Source organism: Flavivirga algicola, assembly GCF_012910715.1.
GTDB lineage: Bacteria > Bacteroidota > Bacteroidia > Flavobacteriales > Flavobacteriaceae > Flavivirga > Flavivirga algicola.
In genome coordinates this window covers 611,117-631,460 of sequence record NZ_JABBHF010000001.1, presented here as the reverse complement: position 1 = coordinate 631,460, position 20,344 = coordinate 611,117, and the positions used below count along the sequence as shown (strand labels likewise).

Below are 20,344 nucleotides of genomic sequence, written 5' to 3'. Positions count from 1 at the left end.
TTTTGTTCACAAAATTATGTGAAGTTATTGAAATTTGAAGTTTAATAAGAAGAAAACATTCATTGTTATTGAAATGTTTTCTTCTTTTTTATTGGTACAAACTTCTATATAGAAAGCGATGAATTAATGACTTCTATAATCATATTGCAAGGTGCTTTTCTATCAGGCCTATGCGTTTTAATAGATTACAGACTTTAAAATTTCCCCTTCTTTGTCATTATTTTAATAAAAATATGTTATGACTCTTTACGTTAGTTGTCTTTTTTGGTTGAATGGTAGTTTCTGATCTCTATAGAAAATGCTTTTGAAGGGTTGATGCTCATTAATAATTTAAATTCATCATCTGTAAAGCCATGTGATTTTAGTTCAGGATAGAGTTTTTTGAAAATATTTGTAAATGGTTTGATTGATTGGTTTTCCTTTTGCGGGTCATACCAACCAGAGTCATGAGAAATCAAAATTTTATCTAAAATCCCGTTTCTTTTTGCAAATAGAATTTTTTCAATATGTTTATCCAATTCCCAACCTAAACCATCGAGACTTATCCAGCATCCCATTTTTGCCGCTTTAAGATAATTATCATTGTTATTTTCAAACTGGGCGTGAACCCAAATAAAAGATTCTGGTGACACTCCCATTTCTTTAAGAATGCTTAATTGTGGCCATAACCCTTTTGCTTCTCCAGTGTGTGATGCTATGGTTAAACCTGTTTTCAAGTGCGTAAGAGCAGCAGCTTTTACCAATTTTTGATGCATTTTATCTAAAGGATCGGAATTATCAATACCAATCTTAATAAACCCAGGTTTAATAGACGTTTTATCTATACCATATTTGTATTCATTTATCCATCTTTCAGCGAGATCCTTTACGGGTATTTCTCTTGCATAATGAGGAATAAATTTGTTATTACGAGCCCCATAAAGTCCTGTATTAGTAATAATCTTAACACCTGTTTTTTTAGCAATTTTTTCAAGAAGTAATGCATCTCTTCCCAGATAATTAGGTGTCGCGTCTACGAAATAATCCACATTAAATGCTTTGATTTCTTCAAAATAAGGTAGTATTTCTTTGATTATCGAATCATGGTCCCATGTGTTAGGTTGTATGCTATCTGCTCCTATAAAATCAACTAATATATGTTCATGTGTTAACCATATTTTTTCTGAGGTTAATTTATGTGCCCCTTTTACGTCTTGCACTAGTGAACTTTTGCTTAATGACTTGCACCCGCAACCTATTATTAATAATAAAACAACATGGTTTATTTTGAAAACCTTATTCATGGTTTTATGTATTACTTTGTTAATAAAAGAATATCAATTGTTCATCAAACTAGTAAAGTTTTAACTATTATTTCTGAAATATAATGATTAGTACTGTTACTATTCATGTCTTCAAAATGCGCTATTATCATGATTGATTTACTTTGTTCAAATCGTTGATTATGAGTGTTTAATATGCTCTTTTATGGTGGTACTAAGATAATAAATCTTTTTTCTATTGATATATTTATAAAGCTAGGGTATAAAAAAAGACCATATATTTTAATATATGGTCTTTTATACCAATTTTAAAAAATTAAGTAAAATGTTTATTCTTCAACCAAAACCCAGTCACCTTTAGCAATTAATGGTTCTGCTTGCTTGTATTTAAGTGTTTTGTTTTCACCATTCATAACATGCTTAATGGTAACTCTATCGTTACGTCCAATTTTTGGTCGGTCGCGAACAATGGTTTCTACCACTTCTTGTTTACGTTGGGTATTACCTGCAGCTCTATTTTGGGCAGAGCGTTCGTCCAAATTAGGAATTTCATCCTTTTGAGTATTTAATTTTTCCTGTTTACGGACGCGTGCTTCTTGGATGGTATTTTGTGTTTCTTGCGGTAATTCACCTTTAAATAAGAATGAGATAACATCTTTATTTACTTGGTCAATCATACCTTTAAATAACTCAAACGATTCAAATTTATAGATAAGTAGAGGATCTTTTTGTTCATGTACAGCTAATTGTACAGATTGTTTCAGTTCATCCATTTTACGTAAATGTGTTTTCCACGCATCATCAATAATGGCTAAAGTGATATTTTTCTCGAAATCGGTAATTAATTGTTTACCATTGGTTTCATACGCTTTTTCGAGGTCGGTAACAACATTTAAGCTTTTTATACCATCTGTAAATGGAACAACAATTCGTTTAAACTTATCACGTTGTGTTTCATATACATTTTTAATAACAGGAAAAGCAATGTCTGCATTACGAGCCATTTTTTCTCTGTAATGATCAAAAGCAGTTTTGTATATTTTAGACGTGATTTCTTGAGCAGAAAGTTTACCAAATTCTTCTTCAGAAATTGGAGAGTTCATTGAAAAATAACGAATTAATTCAAACTCGAAGTTTTTATAATCGTTAGCGCCTTTATTTGTTTCTGCAATACCTTCTGAGGTATCATAAATCATGTTTGCTAAATCTACACGAAGACGTTCTCCAAATAAGGCATGGTGACGACGTTTGTAAACAACCTCACGTTGTGCATTCATAACATCATCATACTCTAATAAACGCTTACGAACCCCAAAGTTATTTTCTTCTACTTTTTTCTGTGCACGTTCAATAGATTTAGAAATCATAGAATGCTGAATAACTTCACCTTCTTTGAGTCCCATTTTATCCATCATTTTGGCAATACGTTCGCTGCCAAATAAACGCATTAAATTATCTTCTAAAGAGACATAGAACTGAGAGCTTCCTGGATCTCCTTGACGCCCTGCACGACCACGTAACTGTCGGTCTACACGACGTGAATCATGACGTTCTGTACCAACAATGGCTAAACCACCAGCAGCTTTAACTTCATCGCTTAATTTAATATCGGTACCACGACCTGCCATATTGGTTGCAATGGTTACCTGACCCGCGTTTCCTGCTTCTGCAACAATATCAGCCTCTCTTTTATGCTGTTTTGCATTTAATACATTGTGTGATATTTTACGAATGCTTAGCATTTTACCTAATAGCTCACTAATTTCAACAGATGTTGTACCAATAAGAACTGGGCGACCTGCTTGCGATAATTGTGTTACTTCGTCAATAACGGCATTATATTTTTCACGCTTTGTCTTGTAAACCAAATCTTCTCTATCGTCTCTGGCAATGGGCTTGTTGGTAGGAATTTCAACAACATCTAATTTATAGATTTCCCAAAACTCACCTGCTTCTGTTACCGCAGTACCAGTCATACCAGATAATTTTCGATACATTCTGAAATAGTTTTGAAGGGTTACCGTGGCAAATGTTTGTGTGGCATCTTCAATTTTTACATTTTCTTTAGCCTCAATCGCCTGATGTAATCCGTCACTATAACGGCGCCCATCCATAATACGACCTGTTTGCTCGTCAACAATCATTACTTTATTATCCATAACCACGTATTGTGTGTCCTTTTCAAATAAAGCATAGGCTTTTAAAAGTTGGTTAAGTGTATGGATACGTTCCGACTTCACCCCGAAGTCCTTAAATAGCTCTTCTTTTAAATTCGCTTCTTCTTCTGCGGAAAGGTTTTGCTTTTCAATTTTAGCAACTTCAAGACCGATTTCTGGTAAGATAAAAAAGTCTGGATTATCTTTCCCAGAGAGATAATCTATTCCTTTGTCGGTTAATTCAATTTGATTGTTTTTTTCTTCAATAACATAGTACAGTTCGGCATCAACCTTTGGCATTTCACGGTTGTTGTCCTGCATGTAGAAATTCTCTGTTTTTTGAAGCAGCTGTTTAACGCCTTCTTCACTTAAAAACTTAATAAGTGCTTTGTTTTTGGGAATACCACGATACACACGCAGTAATTGGAAACCACCTTCTTTGGTATCACCAGCTTTGATTAACTTCTTAGCCTCTGCTAAAACACCTGTTAAATATTTACGTTGTACGCTTACAATATCGTCTACCTTAGGCTTTAACTCTGTAAATTCATGGCGCTCTCCCTGAGGAATTGGTCCAGAAATAATTAATGGCGTACGGGCATCATCTACTAAAACCGAATCGACCTCATCTACAATCGCATAATTGTGTGGGCGTTGTACTAAATCGTCTGGCGAATGTGCCATATTATCACGCAAATAATCGAATCCAAATTCGTTATTGGTACCATAAGTAATATCAGCATTGTAGGCTTTTTTACGAGCATCGGAATTTGGTTGGTGGTAATCAATACAATCAACACTTAAGCCGTGAAATTCGAAAATAGGAGCCATCCATGCGCTATCACGTTTTGCCAGATAATCGTTTACCGTAACTAAGTGAACACCTTTTCCAGCAAGTGCATTTAAGTACACGGGCAGTGTAGCCACTAATGTTTTTCCTTCACCTGTCTGCATTTCAGCAATTTTCCCCTGGTGCATGGCTATACCACCAATAAGTTGCACATCATAATGAATCATGTCCCATGTGATAGCTTTCCCTGCTGCATCCCATGAATTTGCCCAAATGGCTTTGTCATCTTCTAAAACAACATAGTCTTTAGCTCCAGATAGCTCTCTATCGAAAGTATTAGCAGTAACAGTAATATTTGTATTGTTTACAAAACGTTTTGCGGTTTCTTTAACAACAGCAAAAGCTTCAGGTAAGATATCATTTAAAACCGTTTCGGTTGCGTTGTATGCGTCATCTTTTAATTTGTCAATATCTTGATAAATATCCTCACGCCTGTCTATATCTTCGGTGTTTTCTGCTTCTTCTAAAAGATTTGCTATTTGTTCGTTGATACTCTTAGTGGCATCGGCAATTTTCCCTTTAAATTCATCTGTTTTACTGCGTAATTCATCATGTGATAAAGCTTCTAACGCAGCTTCAAAGGTTTTTACTTGATTTACAATAGGGTAGATGGCTTTTACGTCTTGTTTGGACTTGTCGCCAACAAATACTTTAAGTACAGAATTTAAAAAACTCATGTTTTTATATTTTAATTTTTACTTGGAGATCGCTCTAAAAGTAATTTATGTTATGTTTAATTTTATTGCGCTTTTGTAAAGCATTCAAAGATACATTTTGTTATGATGTTTTATAAATATTAAGACAAAAAAAAAGCCCCAAATCGAGACTTTTTAACTATTCTTTATGCTTTGCTATTATTAATATTCATCTTCATTCCAGAGGTAATCTTCATCAGTAGGGTAATCGGACCAGATTTCTTCAATTGAATCATACGAATCACCTTCGTCTTCAATTGACTGTAAATTTTCAACAACTTCTAACGGGGCTCCCGTTCTAATAGCGTAATCTATTAATTCGTCTTTTGTCGCTGGCCAAGGTGCATCACTTAAATAAGATGCTAGTTCTAATGTCCAATACATTTTCTATGTGTTTAATTTTTTGCAAAAATAATTTTTTAGTTTAAACAGACAAGAAAAAAGTGAATTATTTATTCGTTAATTTTAAGAACGTATCTTTAATTGTAATCTAAACAGTTGAAATTATTAGTGCTTTGTTAATATTTTAAAGCTGTTTCTTTAATTAGGATTCTTTTTCGGGAATCCACTTAATTTCATTTGCTTGTAAGTCGTACGACAACTTTCGTGCCAATACAAAAAGGTAGTCAGAAAGGCGGTTTAAATACATTAAAGCACTAGGTTCGATTTCCTCAATGTCATTAAGTGCAGTTGCTAAACGCTCTGCTCTGCGGCATACACAACGTGCTATGTGACAGAATGACACGGTTTGGTGGCCTCCAGGAAGAACAAAATGCGTCATAGGAGGAAGTTTTGCATTCATAACATCCATTTCCTTTTCTAAACGTTCAATATCTTCATTAGAAATTTTAGGAATGTTTAAACGTTCTTTTCCATTTTTTAAAATGGCTTTTTCTGGATCGGTTGCTAAAATAGCTCCAACTGTAAAAAGCCTGTCTTGAATATGAATTATTAAATCTTTGTATTGTTGATCAATCTCCTGGTCGCGAATTAAGCCTAAATGGGAGTTTAATTCATCAATAGTACCGTAACTTTCAATACGAATATGATGTTTTGGTACTCGGGTGCCCCCGAATAATGCTGTAGTACCTTTGTCGCCTGTTTTGGTGTAGATTTTCATTTTTTTATGAAGGCGATAAGACGCCAATTTTTTCAAATTTAACAGAAATCCTGTTTTTAAACTAATAAATTTAAAATATGGACCAAGATAGCCTTAAAGTCATTATTCATAACTGATTCTATTTCGTTTAAAAAATCGATAGTGAATTCTGGTTAATTTTAAAAGTGAATCCAAATATTAGAATAGACAAGTGTTTTACCTAAGTTATAACCCATAGACTATGCAAATGGTTATCTAGTTATCGCTTATTTATTTAATTTGAAAAACCATTAATCCAAGGTCAGCACGATGGGGTTTTCCATTTCTTAATGGTTTAATGAAATATTCTGGCATTAGGGAAACAATAGTATTTACTTGTTTTATAATTGGATTCTCAGGATTTGTTGAGCTTATTTTACCAATTTTAGCTATTTTATTGATCTGTATGCTACCGCCTGATGTAACATATGCCCAAACCTTTAGATGAGGCCCTTTAATTGGCATATAGCCTTTTGCTAGTTTATGTACATTGTTTTTAGAATTAACCTTGGCAATGATATAGTTTCGAATTTGACGAATATTAAATTCATCTATACTTTTTGAGTTATTACATGTGGTACATTTTTGATAGCTTCCAACTGAAAACCATTCCAGTTCTTTATCACATAAAACTTGTTTTTTATCCTTAAATTTTCTTATGATTCCCAATGAATATATCCTGTTTATAGATTTATTTAAGTTTAAGGAATTCATAGGATATTTTTTTAAAATCTTAATAAGGGTTTTATTTAGTTTTTCATTAGTTGTATTCGTCCAAACGTCATGTAGATCACCTTTTTTGTTGAAACTAAAAAATACTTTAATAGCAGGTTTTGAATGACTTATAATTGCCGATTCAATATCTTTGGTTTTTAAATTTTCCTTGAAAAAACTTGTGAAAGAGTTGTTGTTTAGATATAAAAACTCCTCCTTGGTAAAACTTTCACTTATGAACAGGGGCAAAGACATATTTACAGATGTCTCTAGAGCTACTCCATTACGATTGGCTGGTTGTATGATTTTTGTTCCAAACAATTGGACGATTCTATTTATTTCGGCATCAAATGCTGGGCTAATTGAGTAACAATTTAGATCTGTAATGAGGCCCTTTTTGTTGATTTTAAAACGAATATTAGTTTTTAGCTCACCAGCAACACTTTCTTTTTTTATTAATTCTTGATTTAGGTTTTTGATAATAAAATTTTCTAAATTCTTTTTAAAGCAACCGTAAGCATCGTCAAATGAAATATTTTGACATTTACCCGATATAGGAAAACGTTTAAATACATCTGATGTGTATAAGGGTGGGGTGTCAAATGTAGTTGTGCTGACTTTCTTTTTTAGTGAAGTTTTTGCTTCTTTAGAGATATTGCCATCTGCGTAAAAAACGTTTTCACTATTAGATTGAGAGAGATTGTCTACGTATGAAAACACAGGAGGAAAAGTACTTACTATAATAGAACTGACATTTATTATGTTTTTATTTCCTTCTTTTGAAAACAATTGAATTTTGTTTATAGATTCATGTAGTTCTGAAAGGTTAGAGACTTCATTTGGTAGAAATTCCCTTAAAAGTTTTTCTAATTTTTTATTAAGATCTCTGTTGCCAGTATAAATCCTAAAGTTCCATGGTCTGCCATTAGCGCTTACTTGGAACTGTGCTCTAATGCTTTGGTGTGAATTTGGAGGGGTTTTATAGCTGAGATTTCTTATTTCATCATTGCTAAGGTGTATTTTTAAATACTTGGAAAGCTTATTTTCTGTTGAAGGCCTATGAAGCATTCTAAACGATTTTTCTTCCAATTGGCTATCCATTATTCTAAATTGAGAAAAACCTTGTAAGCTAAAAAACAGTAGAAGAAATAATAATTTATGCATTCTTGAATTTTATAAGATAATTTATAAAAATATTAAATTCTAATAATAAAATGTTCCTTGACCTGTTCCTTTCTAAAAAAAACTAAGCCCCAAAAAAAAGTATCAATTGTTACGGAAACTTTAGGATGCTGCTTGATTATTTCCCAAGCTTCAGTCATTTCTTTAGACCAATAAATATCATCGAAGATAAAGATAGAATCATTATTGGCGGCCTGTAAAAATGTTTCGAAATAGTTTAAAGTAGTTTTTTTTTGGTGGTTGCCGTCAAAAAAAATAAAATCGTAATTATTATTAGCTGGTAGTTGGTTAATCACAATATTAAAATCACCAGTTTTTATATCAATATTATCTAAATTATATTTCTTAAAATTTGCTTTCGAAAACTCCGAAATATTAGGACAGCCTTCAATGGTTGTTATATGAGTGTCTTGATTTGCTAAACTCATGGCATGTGTTGCAATTCCAAGAGAGGTGCCTAACTCTAAAATAGTTTTAGGACTGAAGTGTTTTGCTAATCGGTATAAAAGTTTAGCTCTTTTGTTTGTTGAACCCGCATTTTTAGCCATGGATGAAATACGACGTTCATGTTGTTTCATCACCTGAGAACCTGCCCCTAAATCGGTTACTTTAATACTTGTTTTGTCTTTTAGAAGCTCTTTTTTATAATTTAAAATGTGCTTGTAATCATCATACTTTGTCTTGTCATAAAAGCATTTGGTAACTAAATTATAAACAAAAGGAGAATGTACACCGTGTTGATTGGTAGACTTGATAAGGAACTTTATGTATTGAATAATTTGATACATGTTTTTAGTGTTCAGTTGCTGTATTCTGGATTTGCTGAGGTGCTAAAGCTTCGATTTTTGCTTCTTTGCGGGAATACTAAACGCCATACATATCAGTGCTAACTTTGCAATCATCTGCAAACAAGTTAATCCTCAAGTTTAGCCGATAATTCAAACCACCGTTCTTCTTTAGCCTCAATAGTATCTATTATTTTTTGTAATTCATCTGATAGATTATTAATGTCATCTTGTGAAAGGTCGGGGTTGTTGAATTTGTTTTCTAATTCTTTTTTATCAAATGCTAAAGCATTTAATTTACTTTCAATGTTTTTAAGTTCTTTTTCTTCATTATAAGACAATTTAGTGGTGTCATTTTTCTTCCAGGCATTTTTGTCTTTTTTGTTTTCCTGACTCTTTGAAATGACAGGTTGACTGTCTTCATAAACACGATAATCTGTGTAGTTGCCAGGGAAATCTTCTATAACACCTTCGCCCTTAAATACAAAGAGGTGATCAATAACTTTATCCATAAAATAGCGATCGTGGGATACGACAATAACACAACCAGGGAAATCTAATAAAAAACTTTCAAGGACATTAAGTGTTACAATATCCAAATCGTTAGTCGGTTCATCTAGGATTAGAAAATTAGGGTTCTGAATTAAAACAGTACATAAATACAAACGTTTGCGTTCGCCACCACTTAATTTTTCAACAAAATCATATTGTTTTTTTCTGCTAAATAAAAAGCGTTCTAAAAGTTGTTGGGCACTTATTTGTCTACCTTTCTTTAATGGAATATAGTCTCCATATTCGCGGATGACATCAATGACTTTTTGTTCGGGTTTTATGGTAATGCCATTTTGAGTGTAATACCCAAATTTAACAGTGTCGCCTTTAACAATTTTACCAGAGTCTGGTTGTGCGGTTTGAGTCAATATATTTAAAAAGGTTGTTTTTCCCGTACCATTTTTGCCTATAATCCCAACACGTTCTCCTTTTTGAAACGTGTAATCAAATTTGTTGAGTATGGTTTTGTCTTTAAACGCTTTTGATACTTTATGAAATTCTAGAATCTTGCTACCAAGACGTTCCATATTTAGTTCAAGCTGAACTTCGTGATCGTTTCGTCGTTGGTGCGCACGATGTTTTATATCTTGAAAATCATCAATTCGAGATTTCGATTTGGTTGTTCTGGCTTTGGGTTGACGACGCATCCAAGCGAGTTCTTTCTTGAATAGTTGTTTTGCTTTGCCTATTTCTACAGACTCCTGTTCAATTCTGGCTTCCCTTTTTTCCAGATAATACGAGTAATTGCCTTTGTAACTGTATAACTTTCCTTGATCTAATTCAATAATTTCATTGCAAACACGCTCTAAAAAATAGCGGTCGTGTGTAACCATGAACAATGTCATATTTTCCTTAGCAAAAAAAGCTTCCAGCCATTCGATCATTTCTAAATCTAAGTGGTTGGTAGGCTCGTCAAGAATTAACAAGTCGGGTTTGTTTATTAGGGCATTAGCTAACGATAGTCGTTTTTTTTGTCCACCAGAAAGTGTACTTACTTTTTGGTTTAAATTATCCAGTTTCAGTTTAAAAAGGATTTGTTTGTAAAGTGTTTCGAAATCCCAGGCCTGATGCTGTTCCATTTGCTCGAAAGCGGTTTGGTAGGATTCAGAATCTTCAGGGTTTAAAAGTGCTTTTTCGTAATTGGCTATGATTTTTAAAATAGGATTGTCACTAGCAAAAATAGTTTCTTCTATAGTTAAATTGTTATCAAACTTAGGGTCTTGCGATAGAAAAGAAACTGCAATACCTTTTCTATAAATCACATTGCCTGAGTCTGCTTCGTCATCACCAGAAATAATGTTTAAAATGGAGGTTTTTCCTGTTCCATTTTTTGCTACGAAAGCAATTTTCTGATCCTTATGTACGCTAAAAGAAATATTTTCAAAAAGCGTTCGCTCTCCATAAGATTTAGATATATTTTCAACGGTTAGATAATTCAAAAGAATATTTTTTTTTGCAAATAACGGATAAAAAACCAAAAAACTTGCCATAAGTTTTATTGTTCAAGACGAAAACTTATATTTGTGATAAATCAATGTGCCCTCTATGAAGAGATGTTTTATTATTGCTATTATAGTTATAAATGTAGTGTTTGTTTCCTGTATTCCATATAAGGATACCGTTTATCTTCAAAATAAAAGTAATGCAGTAGATTCTACTCAGGTTATTGTCGAGAAGCAAAAACCATATCGTGTCCAGATAAATGATATCCTAAATATTCGGATTAAAGCAGCTAAGCAAGAAACGGTTTCTATTTTTAACCCAATTGGTGAAGGTGATTTAAATGTTGGTAGCCAAGAACGAGCTTATTTTGATGGCTTTACAGTGAATTTACACGGAAATATTCTTCTTCCAAAGTTGGGAGAAATAAATGTGTTGGGATTTACAGTAGATGAAATAAAGCAAATTATTGAAAAAAAACTATTGGAAACCGAGTATAAAGCTGCTAATGATATTTTTGTGACAGTCAAGCTTACAGGTTTGCAGTATACAGCTCTTGGCGAGGTTAATAATAGAGGCATTAAAATCATTTTTAAAGAACGTGTAAATATTTTTGAAGCCTTAGCAAGTTCAGGAGATATTTTAGATACAGGAAATAAGAAAGATGTTTTGATTATTAGGCAGTTCCCTCAAGGGCAAAAAATATTTCATTTAGATTTAACAGATGCTGCAGTAATGAATTCTCCATATTATTATATTCAGCCTAACGATATGATTTATGTAAAACCCATAAGACAGAAGTCTATAGGTACTGGTACTACCGCGTTTCAAACTATCGGATCGATAGCTACGGTAATAACATTGATTACTACCACAGTCATATTAATTAACAGATAGAACTATGTCTCAAAATGAATTAGAAGATATTGAATTTCAGGAATCTGGAAGTTTAAGTTTTGATATTCGAGGCTTTGTTTTTAAAGTTTTGAAGTTTTGGAAGCTGATAGTGCTATGCATTATTACTGGACTAATAATTGCATATTCTATTAATGTTAGAAAGCAGAATATTTATAATGTAAATTCTTTGATATCGGTTGAAAATGATCAAAATCCTTTTTTTACTGCTAACACAAGTATTTCTTTTAATTGGGGAGGTGTTTCGGATAAGGTAGGTAAAATTATCATAGCATTGAGTACCAGAAACCATAATGAAAAAGTAGTTGATTCTTTGAAGTTTTATATGCGATATTTGAAGGAAGGGAAATATAGAAAAAATGATATATACAAAAATGCACCGTTTGAAGTTGTAATTGATAAAAGAAAAGGGCAATTACTAAATGAGTACATAGGTATTCGATTTATTAGTGAAAATCAGTATGAGCTATTTATAGATTTTGAAAATGATTTAGTAAGAGTGCAGAGATATAAAGATAAATTAATTCAGACCATATCAGTGGAAACAGGTGAGTTTAACAAAGTTTTCAATTTTGGAGAGCAAGTAGATTTACCTTTTGCATCATTTAAGCTATTAAAGAAACCTGATATAAAAATAGTGCCAGAATCTGAATATTTTATTCAATTTTTGAATTTTGATGCGATTGTGAATAGCTACAAACGTCAAATAAAAGCAAGGTCGTATTCAAAAGAGTCGGCATCTGTATTAATGCTTTCTTTAACTGGAGTTAATAAAGCCAAAATAGTAGATTATTTAAATGCCACTACACAAATATTGAGTAAAGCAGAGTTAGACCGTAAAAATTTATATGCTACTAATACAATAAAATTTATAGATAGTACTTTAAGTATAGTTAATACTGATTTGAAGGCAGCAACAGATACTATGAATGCCTTTAGACAAGAGAACAAAATATTTAATATTGATGAGGAATTGTCACAACTTTCGGGGAAAATAATTGAACTTGATGTAAACAAGGAGACTATACAATCTAAATTAAGGTATTTGAATTTTCTTGAAAATTATTTACGTACAAGAACTAATTATACAAATATAGCCGCACCAACTTCAGTAGGTATTGATGAAAGAAATATAATAGCATCTGTTGGTAAAATTACATCTTTAGCTATTGAACGCCAGGAACTGGAGCAATTGGTGCAAGAAGGTTCTACGTCACTAAAAGAATTAGATGCTAGAATAAATGCGGAGAAGAATGTATTGTTAGAAATTCTAGATTCAACTAAAGAAACAATTCAAATAGAGTTGGAAATAGTAAATAAAAAGAAGGTAAACTTAGAGAGTAAACTCAAAGATTTACCAGAAGACCAACAAGAATATTTGAAAATACAACGAAAATTAAATTTAAGTCAGGAATCTTATAATGTTTATTTGGCAAAGAGAAGTGAAGCAGCAATAGTAAAAGCAGCTAATGTATCCGATATTTCTGTAATAGATGAAGCTAAGGATGTTGGTGGAGGTCTAATCGGTCCAAATAAAAACTTAAATTATATGATGGCACTAATTTTAGGGATATCTCTGCCAATTATAATTTTGTTTATTATTTTTTTACTAGATAATACAATTCATGGAACTGAAGATATAAAACGATTATCCAATGTTCCTATTTTGGGTCTTATAGGTAAATTAAATCATGAGAATAATTTAATAGTATTTGAAAAACCTAAATCCGCAGTAGCTGAAGCCTTTAGGGCTATTCGTTCTAGTTTACAGTTTTTTTATAAAAAAACAGATAAAGAAGGAGGACGTACAATTATGATTACCTCGTCGGTTAGTGGTGAAGGAAAAACATTTTGTTCTATTAACGTTGCAAGTGCTTATGCGTTATCTGGTAAAAAAACCATCCTTTTAGGTTTAGATTTGCGTAAGCCTAAAATTTTTGAAGATTTTAATATTGATAATAGTATTGGTATAGTTAATTATTTTATTGGAGATAAAACATTAAAAGAAATCACATTTAAGAGTCATATAGAAAATTTAGATGTAATTACATCAGGACCTATACCTCCTAATCCTTCAGAATTATTGATGAGTGAAATAATGGAGGATGTCGTTCTGAATTTACGGAAAACATACGACATCATAGTATTGGATTCGCCTCCATTAGGATTGGTAACCGATGCCTTGATTTTATCCCAATATGCAGATGCCTCTTTATTTGTAGTCAGATTAGATTATACAAAGAAAGGGATGTTAGAGCTAGTTAATGCAAAACACAAATCTGGAGAATTAAAAAATATTAGCTATGTTTTAAACTTTTATAAACATAAATCTAACCATAATTATGGCTATGGCTATGGCTATGGCTATGGGATATATGGAAATGCTTATCATGAGAAAACCCAAAAAGAAAATGTTTTAAGCAAATTGAAAAATTTGTTAAAAAAAGATAGTTTAAAGCGATATTAAAAAATATAAAAAATAAATACTTTGAAAGAGGAAGAATGGCTATATACAATATCTTCAAAAAAACGATTAATTGATTTTAATTTTAAAGAAATATGGAGATATAAAGATTTAGTATTGCTATTTGTTAAAAGAGACATTGTTACAGTTTACAAACAAACCATTCTCGGGCCTTTGTGGTATTTTGTTCAACCACTACTTACATCATTAATTTTTACATTAATTTTTAACAATCTGGCAAGTATACCCACAGGTAATGGTATGCCTCCTTTTCTGTTTAACCTTGCAGGCATAACTTCTTGGAACTATTTTAAACTATGTTTAACAGGAACAAGTAATACGTTTGTTAAAAATCAAGACATTTTTGGAAAAGTGTATTTTCCAAGGGTAGTTATGCCTTTGTCTGTTGTTATTTCCAATATATTAAAATTTGGAATTCAACTTTTAGTATTTATTTCTTTTTATATTTATTTTAAATACTTTACTCATAGCTCAACAAATGCTTTACCGCAAATAGAGATTGTTTTGTTGCCAATTATAATTGTATTAATGGGATTATTGGGCTTAGGCTTTGGTATGATAATTTCATCTATGACTACGAAATATAGAGATTTAACATTTTTATTAACATTTGCTGTCCAGTTACTTATGTATGGATCGGCAGTTATGTACCCAATAAGTTATTTTAAGGAAAAGTTACCAAATATATCATGGGTTGTTGAGTATAATCCAATAGCAGTGATTATTGAAACTTTTAGATATATTACTATAGGAGCTGGAGATTTTTCATTATATAAAATGCTTTACGTTTCATTAATTAGTGTTTTAGTATTTTTATTTGGCTTGATAGTTTTTAATAAGACAGAGAAAAGTTTTATTGATACCGTATAATGATGAAGGAAGATATTATTTTAAAAGTTGAAGATATTTCTAAGCAATATCGTTTAGGACTAATAGGTACTGGCACTTTAAACCACGATTTGAATAGATGGTGGTGTAAAATACGAGGTAAAGAAGATCCTTATTTGAAAATTGGAGAAACCAATGACAGAGCAAAAAAAGGAACTTCTAGTTATGTTTGGGGGTTAAGGGATATTAATTTCGAAATAAGAAGAGGTGAGATCTTAGGCATTATCGGTAAAAATGGTGCTGGAAAATCTACCTTATTAAAAGTATTATCGCGAGTAACAAGCCCTACAACGGGAGAAATAAAAATGAAGGGGCGCATTGCTTCTTTATTGGAAGTAGGCACAGGATTTCATGGTGAAATGACAGGTCGTGAAAATGTATTTTTGAACGGAGCTATTTTAGGAATGACCAAATCAGAAATAGCATCAAAAATTGATGATATTATTGAGTTTTCAGGATGCCATCGTTATATTGATACACCTGTAAAGCGGTATAGTTCAGGAATGACGGTTCGTTTGGCTTTCGCTGTCGCAGCTTTTTTAGAACCAGATATTTTAGTGATAGATGAGGTATTGGCGGTAGGAGATGCTGAGTTTCAGAAAAAAGCTATTGGTAAAATGCAGGATATTAGTAAAGGGGAAGGACGTACTATATTGTTTGTAAGTCACAATATGGCCTCAATACAAAACCTGTGTACACGGGTTATGCTGCTAGATAATGGAAAAATAGATATTGACGGAGCAACCGATGAAGTCATTTCTTATTATCTAAAGAAGTTTAGAAATAAAGAAGTAGAACAGAAATTAATAAGTAGAGCTGATAGAAAAGGTAATGGGAAATTAAAGTTTTTAGATTACTGGTTTGAAAACATAAAAGGTGAAAAAATAAACTTGATTCAATCTGGATTGGCATATAAAATGGTTTTAAAAGTTCAAAATATTACAACTAATAACTTAAAAAATATTAGAATTTCTGTTGGTATTGATGATGATCAATCTAGAAGGTTAACCATATTTAGTAATGACTTAACTAACCAAGTTATTGAATTTAAATCTGTTGAAACAAAATTGGTTAAGATTCGCATTCCGGCAATTCCTTTTCAGTCGGGAACATATCATTTTACACTATTTGCTAGTGAAAATCAAAATATTTCAGATTGGGTAATCAATGCAGGTTCTTTCGAAGTAGAAAATGGTGATTTTTTCAACACTGGTCGTATTATAGAAAGTAATCAAGGCTATATATTAATAGAGCATGAATTTCATTAAGAACACGATTCGTTATGCATTGAAGATGTTGGGCTTTAGGTTAATTAAAGATAACCCTCAAAGTTTCGAATATACAGCAGCAAGCAAATTGTTGGAAATTGGTTATGGCCATTTAGAAAGTGCACGCACAGAAATGTCTATAAATGCCGAGAAAAAACCTATACCTTGGTTTACATACCCAGCAATTGAATACTTGTCTCAATTAGATTTGTCGGACAAAATAATGTTAGAATGGGGAGCAGGAAATTCATCTTTGTTTTTTTCAGAAAAAGTAAAAACCATTTATTCTGTAGAGCATAATAAAACTTGGTATGAACAGGTTAAAAAGTATAACATTAGTAATCAATACCTTTTTTTGTCAGAGACTAATTATGCTACAGAACCAACCAAATTATCTATTAAATTTGATATTATTCTAATTGATGGCATCAAAAGAGAGGCGTGTTCTAAAGAGGTTTTTAGTTTAATTAATAAAGGAGGATTAATTATTTTAGATAATAGTGATAGGCATCCTGATATCGCTAAGAATTTTAGGAAGCATGGATTTATAGAGGTAGATTTTCATGGGTTAGGTCCAATTAATAATTACTCCTGGACTACTAGTATTTTTATGGATAGAGAGATTAATTTAAAACCGCTATCCATTCAACCAACACTACCAATTGGTGGTGGATTTTGATAAAGAATTACTATGGAAATTTTAAAAAATATATTAAACGTTGTAGTTCCTAAAAAAATTAAAAACTTTTTTTATCAACAAGTAATTACCGATTATGAGAAACGGTTAGAATATGCAACCATATCGTATTCGCAAGAAGGTGAAGATTGTATTTTGGATAGAATATTCAATGAAATGGAATATGGCTTTTATGTAGACATTGGCGCACATCATCCAAAACGTTTTTCTAATACTAATAAATTCTACAAAAGAGGATGGAGAGGTATAAATATAGATGCCATGCCAAATAGTATGGATGCATTCAAAAAAGAGCGTCCTGATGATATTAATCTTGAAATTGGTATATCTAAAGAAAACAGAGTTTTGACTTACTATATGTTTAATGAACCGGCATTAAATACATTCTCAAAAGAGGAAGCCAGTAAGAAAGATGGGATAAGGAATTATAAAGTAATTGAAGAAAAAAAGATTTTAACCTATTCTTTAAAAGAGGTTTTAGATAAATATTTAATAAACAGTAATAAAATCGATTTTATTACTATTGATGTTGAGGGGCTTGATCTAGAAGTGATTGAATCTAATGATTGGAATAGATATAGACCCAAAATAGTTTTAGTTGAAGACTTAAAAAAACATGAACTTATTGAACTTCCTTTAAAAAGTGACGTGTATAAATTTTTGAATTCGAATGACTATCAGTTGATAGCAAGAACATTTAATACACTGTTTTTTAAAGATAATCGAATTTAAATGAATCTTGCACCCGTTATATTATTTGTTTACAATCGCCCATGGCACACAGAGCAGACTTTAAATGCTTTAATGTTAAATAAATATGCGAATAAGAGTGTTTTGTATATTTATTGCGATGGACCTAAACCAAATGCTCCTATTGAAGAAATTAATAAAATAAGTGAAGTCAGGCAAATTGTAAGAAAAAAAAAGTGGTGTAAAGAAATTGTAATAATTGAAAGAGATGAAAATTTAGGGCTTTTTAAAAATGTCATAGATGGTATTACCACAATTGTTAATAAATACGGTAATATTATAGTTTTAGAAGATGATTTAATAAGTTCACCATATTTTTTAACTTATTGTAATGAAGGCCTTGAGATGTATAAAAAGGAACAAAATGTATATTCAATAAATGCTTTTCAGTTCCCTTTGGAAACTAACAGGGTTGATACTTTTTTATCACCTTTAGCAACAAGCTCTTGGGGATGGGCAACATGGAAAGATAGATGGAACATATTAGATATTAGTATAAAAAATAAGGAACAAATTCAGAATCATTTTTTCTTAAAATCTAGGTTTAATTTTGCAGATTATGACTATGCGGCTATGCTTAACAACCCAAAATCTTGGGCAATTAAATGGTACTACTCAGTTTTTTTAAGGAATGGATTAGGTTTATTTCCAACTAAACCTTTGATAACTAATATTGGTTTGGATGGTAGCGGTGAAAATTGTGGTACAGAAACTGTTTATAGTACATTAATGAGTAGTAAAATGGTTTTATCAAAAAAAGAAGTTATAGATATTGATTTTTATGAATTAATGCTAAATTATTTTACAAAAACAGATAGTATTACTTCAAAAAAAAGAAAGAAAAATAGTATTTACAGTTTAAAATACTATATTAAAAGAATGTTAAAGTTTTGATTTAATTAAGAAACAATCAAGAGAAGTATAAGAGGGTATATTACTGTTTGGAAATGAGAAGATTAATTTTAGAATTTATTTTTAAGGTCTTTGGCAAAAAGAACATTATTGATTCTATAGGTATTGATTTAATCGATATGGAATTACAGAAAAATGAAACTAAAAGTCTTTCGAAACAAGCATTAATTAGTGATAGTTCTGTTTTTTATAGAGAATCCAGTATAGAGAATTTGCAGAATGATAAGTCTAATGTCGTTATTGGTGATAATACACATATTAGAGGGGGGCTCTTAATTTTTAAGTATGGAGGTAAAATAGTAATTGGTAATCATTGTTATGTTGGAGAAGGAGCTAGATTATGGTCTGGAGAATCATTAACAATAGGCAATAATGTATTGATATCTCATAATGTGAGTATTGTTGACACTGATTCTCACGAAATAAATTATTTAGAAAGGGCAGTCAGGTATAAAGAGATGTTGTCTACTGGACATTGGGAAACGAAGGGTAGCATAAAAACAAATCCAATTATAATTAAAGATTATGCATGGATAAATTTTGGTGCTTCCATATTAAAAGGAGTAACTGTAGGAAAAGGGGCAATAATTGGAGCAGGAAGTGTAGTTACTAAAGATGTGCCTGATTGGACAATAGTGGCTGGTAACCCAGCTCAAATCATTAGAACAATTTCTGAAAGCGAAAGGTAATATGATTTGGGAAGAAACTACTAACTATCATAGCAGGAAATCTTGCTAAACCCACCAAAAAAATAAAAAATGCTTAAAAAGGTTGCTAAATATATATTAAGAAAGAATAAGGAAAAGAAAAATAAAAATGATAGACAAGCTTTATTGCGTGAAGTTGAGGAATACATAGATAAGGGTAGAGAACCATGGTCGAAAGGATATCATCAATATAAGCAAGAGGTTATTGTCAAATCAATAAACGATCAAGGGTTTCTAGAAAAAATCAAAATTAAGGCGCCTTTAAATAATTATGGATATAGATTAGATGAAAGAGTAGTGGAATACCCCTGGATATTTTCAAAACTGAATGTAAAAAAACAAAAGTTATTAGACGCAGGTTCTACTTTTAATTTTGATTTTATTGTTAATCACCCTATCTTAAAAAATAAAGATTTAACAATTTTTACATTTGCCCCTGAGTCAAATAACTTTTGTAATAAAGGTGTTTCTTATGTTTATGGAGATTTAAGAAACATAGTATTCAAAGATAATTTGTTTGATGTTGTAATATCGCAGTCCACTATTGAGCACATAGATATGGATAATTCAATTTATGGCTATGACGTTAAACACAATGAAGATATTAATAGAAAGTCTTATGACTATATTCTTGCGGTAAGAGAAATGATTCGGGTACTTAAAAATAAAGGAACTCTATTACTAACCTTTCCATTTGGTAAATTTGAAAATCATGGTTTTTTTCAACAGTTTGATGAAGAAATGCTAAATAAAATATTAGAGCTTTTTCAAAATATAGGTACCTATAAATTAGATTTTTTTCACTATAAGAAACAAGGTTGGGAGTTTGCAAAACAAGCAGAATTAGTAGATGTGGTATCTTATAACCCACATACAGGTAAAGGGAAACATGAGGATGGCGCTGCGCATTGCAGAAGTGTAGTTTGTATACATTTTATCAAGAAATAA

At 31.4% G+C, this 20,344-nt stretch carries 16 protein-coding genes; 9 read left to right on the top strand and 7 right to left on the bottom strand.

The window, feature by feature from the left end; translation table 11 throughout:
- Positions 1-251: 251 nt before the first annotated feature.
- The 7 genes from HHX25_RS02545 to HHX25_RS02515 all read right to left on the bottom strand — a co-directional run bounded on the left by HHX25_RS02545 (position 252) and on the right by HHX25_RS02515 (position 10,773).
- Positions 252-1,283, bottom strand: coding sequence for a phosphotriesterase family protein (locus tag HHX25_RS02545; RefSeq protein ID WP_169669749.1), 1,032 nt, complete (start codon positions 1,281-1,283; stop codon positions 252-254).
- 308 nt (positions 1,284-1,591) lie between these two features.
- Entirely contained in the window at positions 1,592-4,945 is a 3,354-nt protein-coding gene (gene secA, locus HHX25_RS02540) for a preprotein translocase subunit SecA (RefSeq protein ID WP_169669747.1), read from the bottom strand.
- A gap of 180 nt (positions 4,946-5,125) precedes the next feature.
- Complete coding sequence (locus tag HHX25_RS02535) at positions 5,126-5,347, bottom strand: DUF2795 domain-containing protein (protein WP_019387375.1); 222 nt, start codon at positions 5,345-5,347, stop codon at positions 5,126-5,128.
- Positions 5,348-5,507: 160 nt separating this feature from the next.
- Entirely contained in the window at positions 5,508-6,083 is a 576-nt protein-coding gene (locus tag HHX25_RS02530) for a cob(I)yrinic acid a,c-diamide adenosyltransferase (protein ID WP_169669745.1), read from the bottom strand.
- 249 nt (positions 6,084-6,332) lie between these two features.
- Positions 6,333-7,979, bottom strand: a complete 1,647-nt coding sequence (locus tag HHX25_RS02525) for a hypothetical protein (RefSeq protein ID WP_169669743.1) — start codon at positions 7,977-7,979, stop codon at positions 6,333-6,335.
- A 32-nt stretch (positions 7,980-8,011) separates the two neighbouring features.
- On the bottom strand, positions 8,012-8,785 hold the full coding sequence (locus tag HHX25_RS02520; protein WP_169669741.1) for an O-methyltransferase: 774 nt from the start codon (positions 8,783-8,785) through the stop codon (positions 8,012-8,014).
- 125 nt (positions 8,786-8,910) lie between these two features.
- A complete protein-coding gene (locus HHX25_RS02515) occupies positions 8,911-10,773 on the bottom strand; it encodes an ABC-F family ATP-binding cassette domain-containing protein (RefSeq protein ID WP_169669739.1) in 1,863 nt (620 codons plus the stop codon).
- A gap of 106 nt (positions 10,774-10,879) precedes the next feature.
- Between HHX25_RS02515 and HHX25_RS02510 the strand changes: the two genes are divergently transcribed.
- The 9 genes from HHX25_RS02510 (at position 10,880) to HHX25_RS02470 (ending at position 20,344) form a co-directional block, all read left to right on the top strand.
- Positions 10,880-11,671, top strand: a complete 792-nt coding sequence (locus HHX25_RS02510; protein WP_169669737.1) for a polysaccharide biosynthesis/export family protein — start codon at positions 10,880-10,882, stop codon at positions 11,669-11,671.
- A 4-nt stretch (positions 11,672-11,675) separates the two neighbouring features.
- Entirely contained in the window at positions 11,676-14,156 is a 2,481-nt protein-coding gene (locus HHX25_RS02505) for an exopolysaccharide transport family protein (protein ID WP_169669735.1), read from the top strand.
- A gap of 12 nt (positions 14,157-14,168) precedes the next feature.
- Positions 14,169-15,044 carry an ABC transporter permease gene (locus tag HHX25_RS02500; protein WP_169669906.1) on the top strand — a complete coding sequence of 292 codons (876 nt, stop codon included), beginning with the start codon at positions 14,169-14,171 and terminating at the stop codon, positions 15,042-15,044.
- Positions 15,045-15,046: 2 nt separating this feature from the next.
- Complete coding sequence (locus tag HHX25_RS02495) at positions 15,047-16,330, top strand: ABC transporter ATP-binding protein (protein WP_169669904.1); 1,284 nt, start codon at positions 15,047-15,049, stop codon at positions 16,328-16,330.
- Positions 16,317-17,009: an O-methyltransferase gene (locus tag HHX25_RS02490; RefSeq protein WP_169669732.1), complete on the top strand. Its 693-nt coding sequence runs from the start codon at positions 16,317-16,319 to the stop codon at positions 17,007-17,009. Before HHX25_RS02495 ends, HHX25_RS02490 begins: the two co-directional genes overlap by 14 nt.
- 12 nt (positions 17,010-17,021) lie before the next feature.
- Complete coding sequence (locus tag HHX25_RS02485) at positions 17,022-17,759, top strand: FkbM family methyltransferase (RefSeq protein ID WP_169669730.1); 738 nt, start codon at positions 17,022-17,024, stop codon at positions 17,757-17,759.
- Entirely contained in the window at positions 17,760-18,671 is a 912-nt protein-coding gene (locus tag HHX25_RS02480; protein WP_169669728.1) for a glycosyltransferase family 2 protein, read from the top strand.
- Positions 18,672-18,724: 53 nt separating this feature from the next.
- Positions 18,725-19,378 carry an acyltransferase gene (locus HHX25_RS02475; RefSeq protein WP_205957977.1) on the top strand — a complete coding sequence of 218 codons (654 nt, stop codon included), beginning with the start codon at positions 18,725-18,727 and terminating at the stop codon, positions 19,376-19,378.
- 69 nt (positions 19,379-19,447) lie between these two features.
- Complete coding sequence (locus tag HHX25_RS02470) at positions 19,448-20,344, top strand: methyltransferase domain-containing protein (protein ID WP_169669725.1); 897 nt, start codon at positions 19,448-19,450, stop codon at positions 20,342-20,344.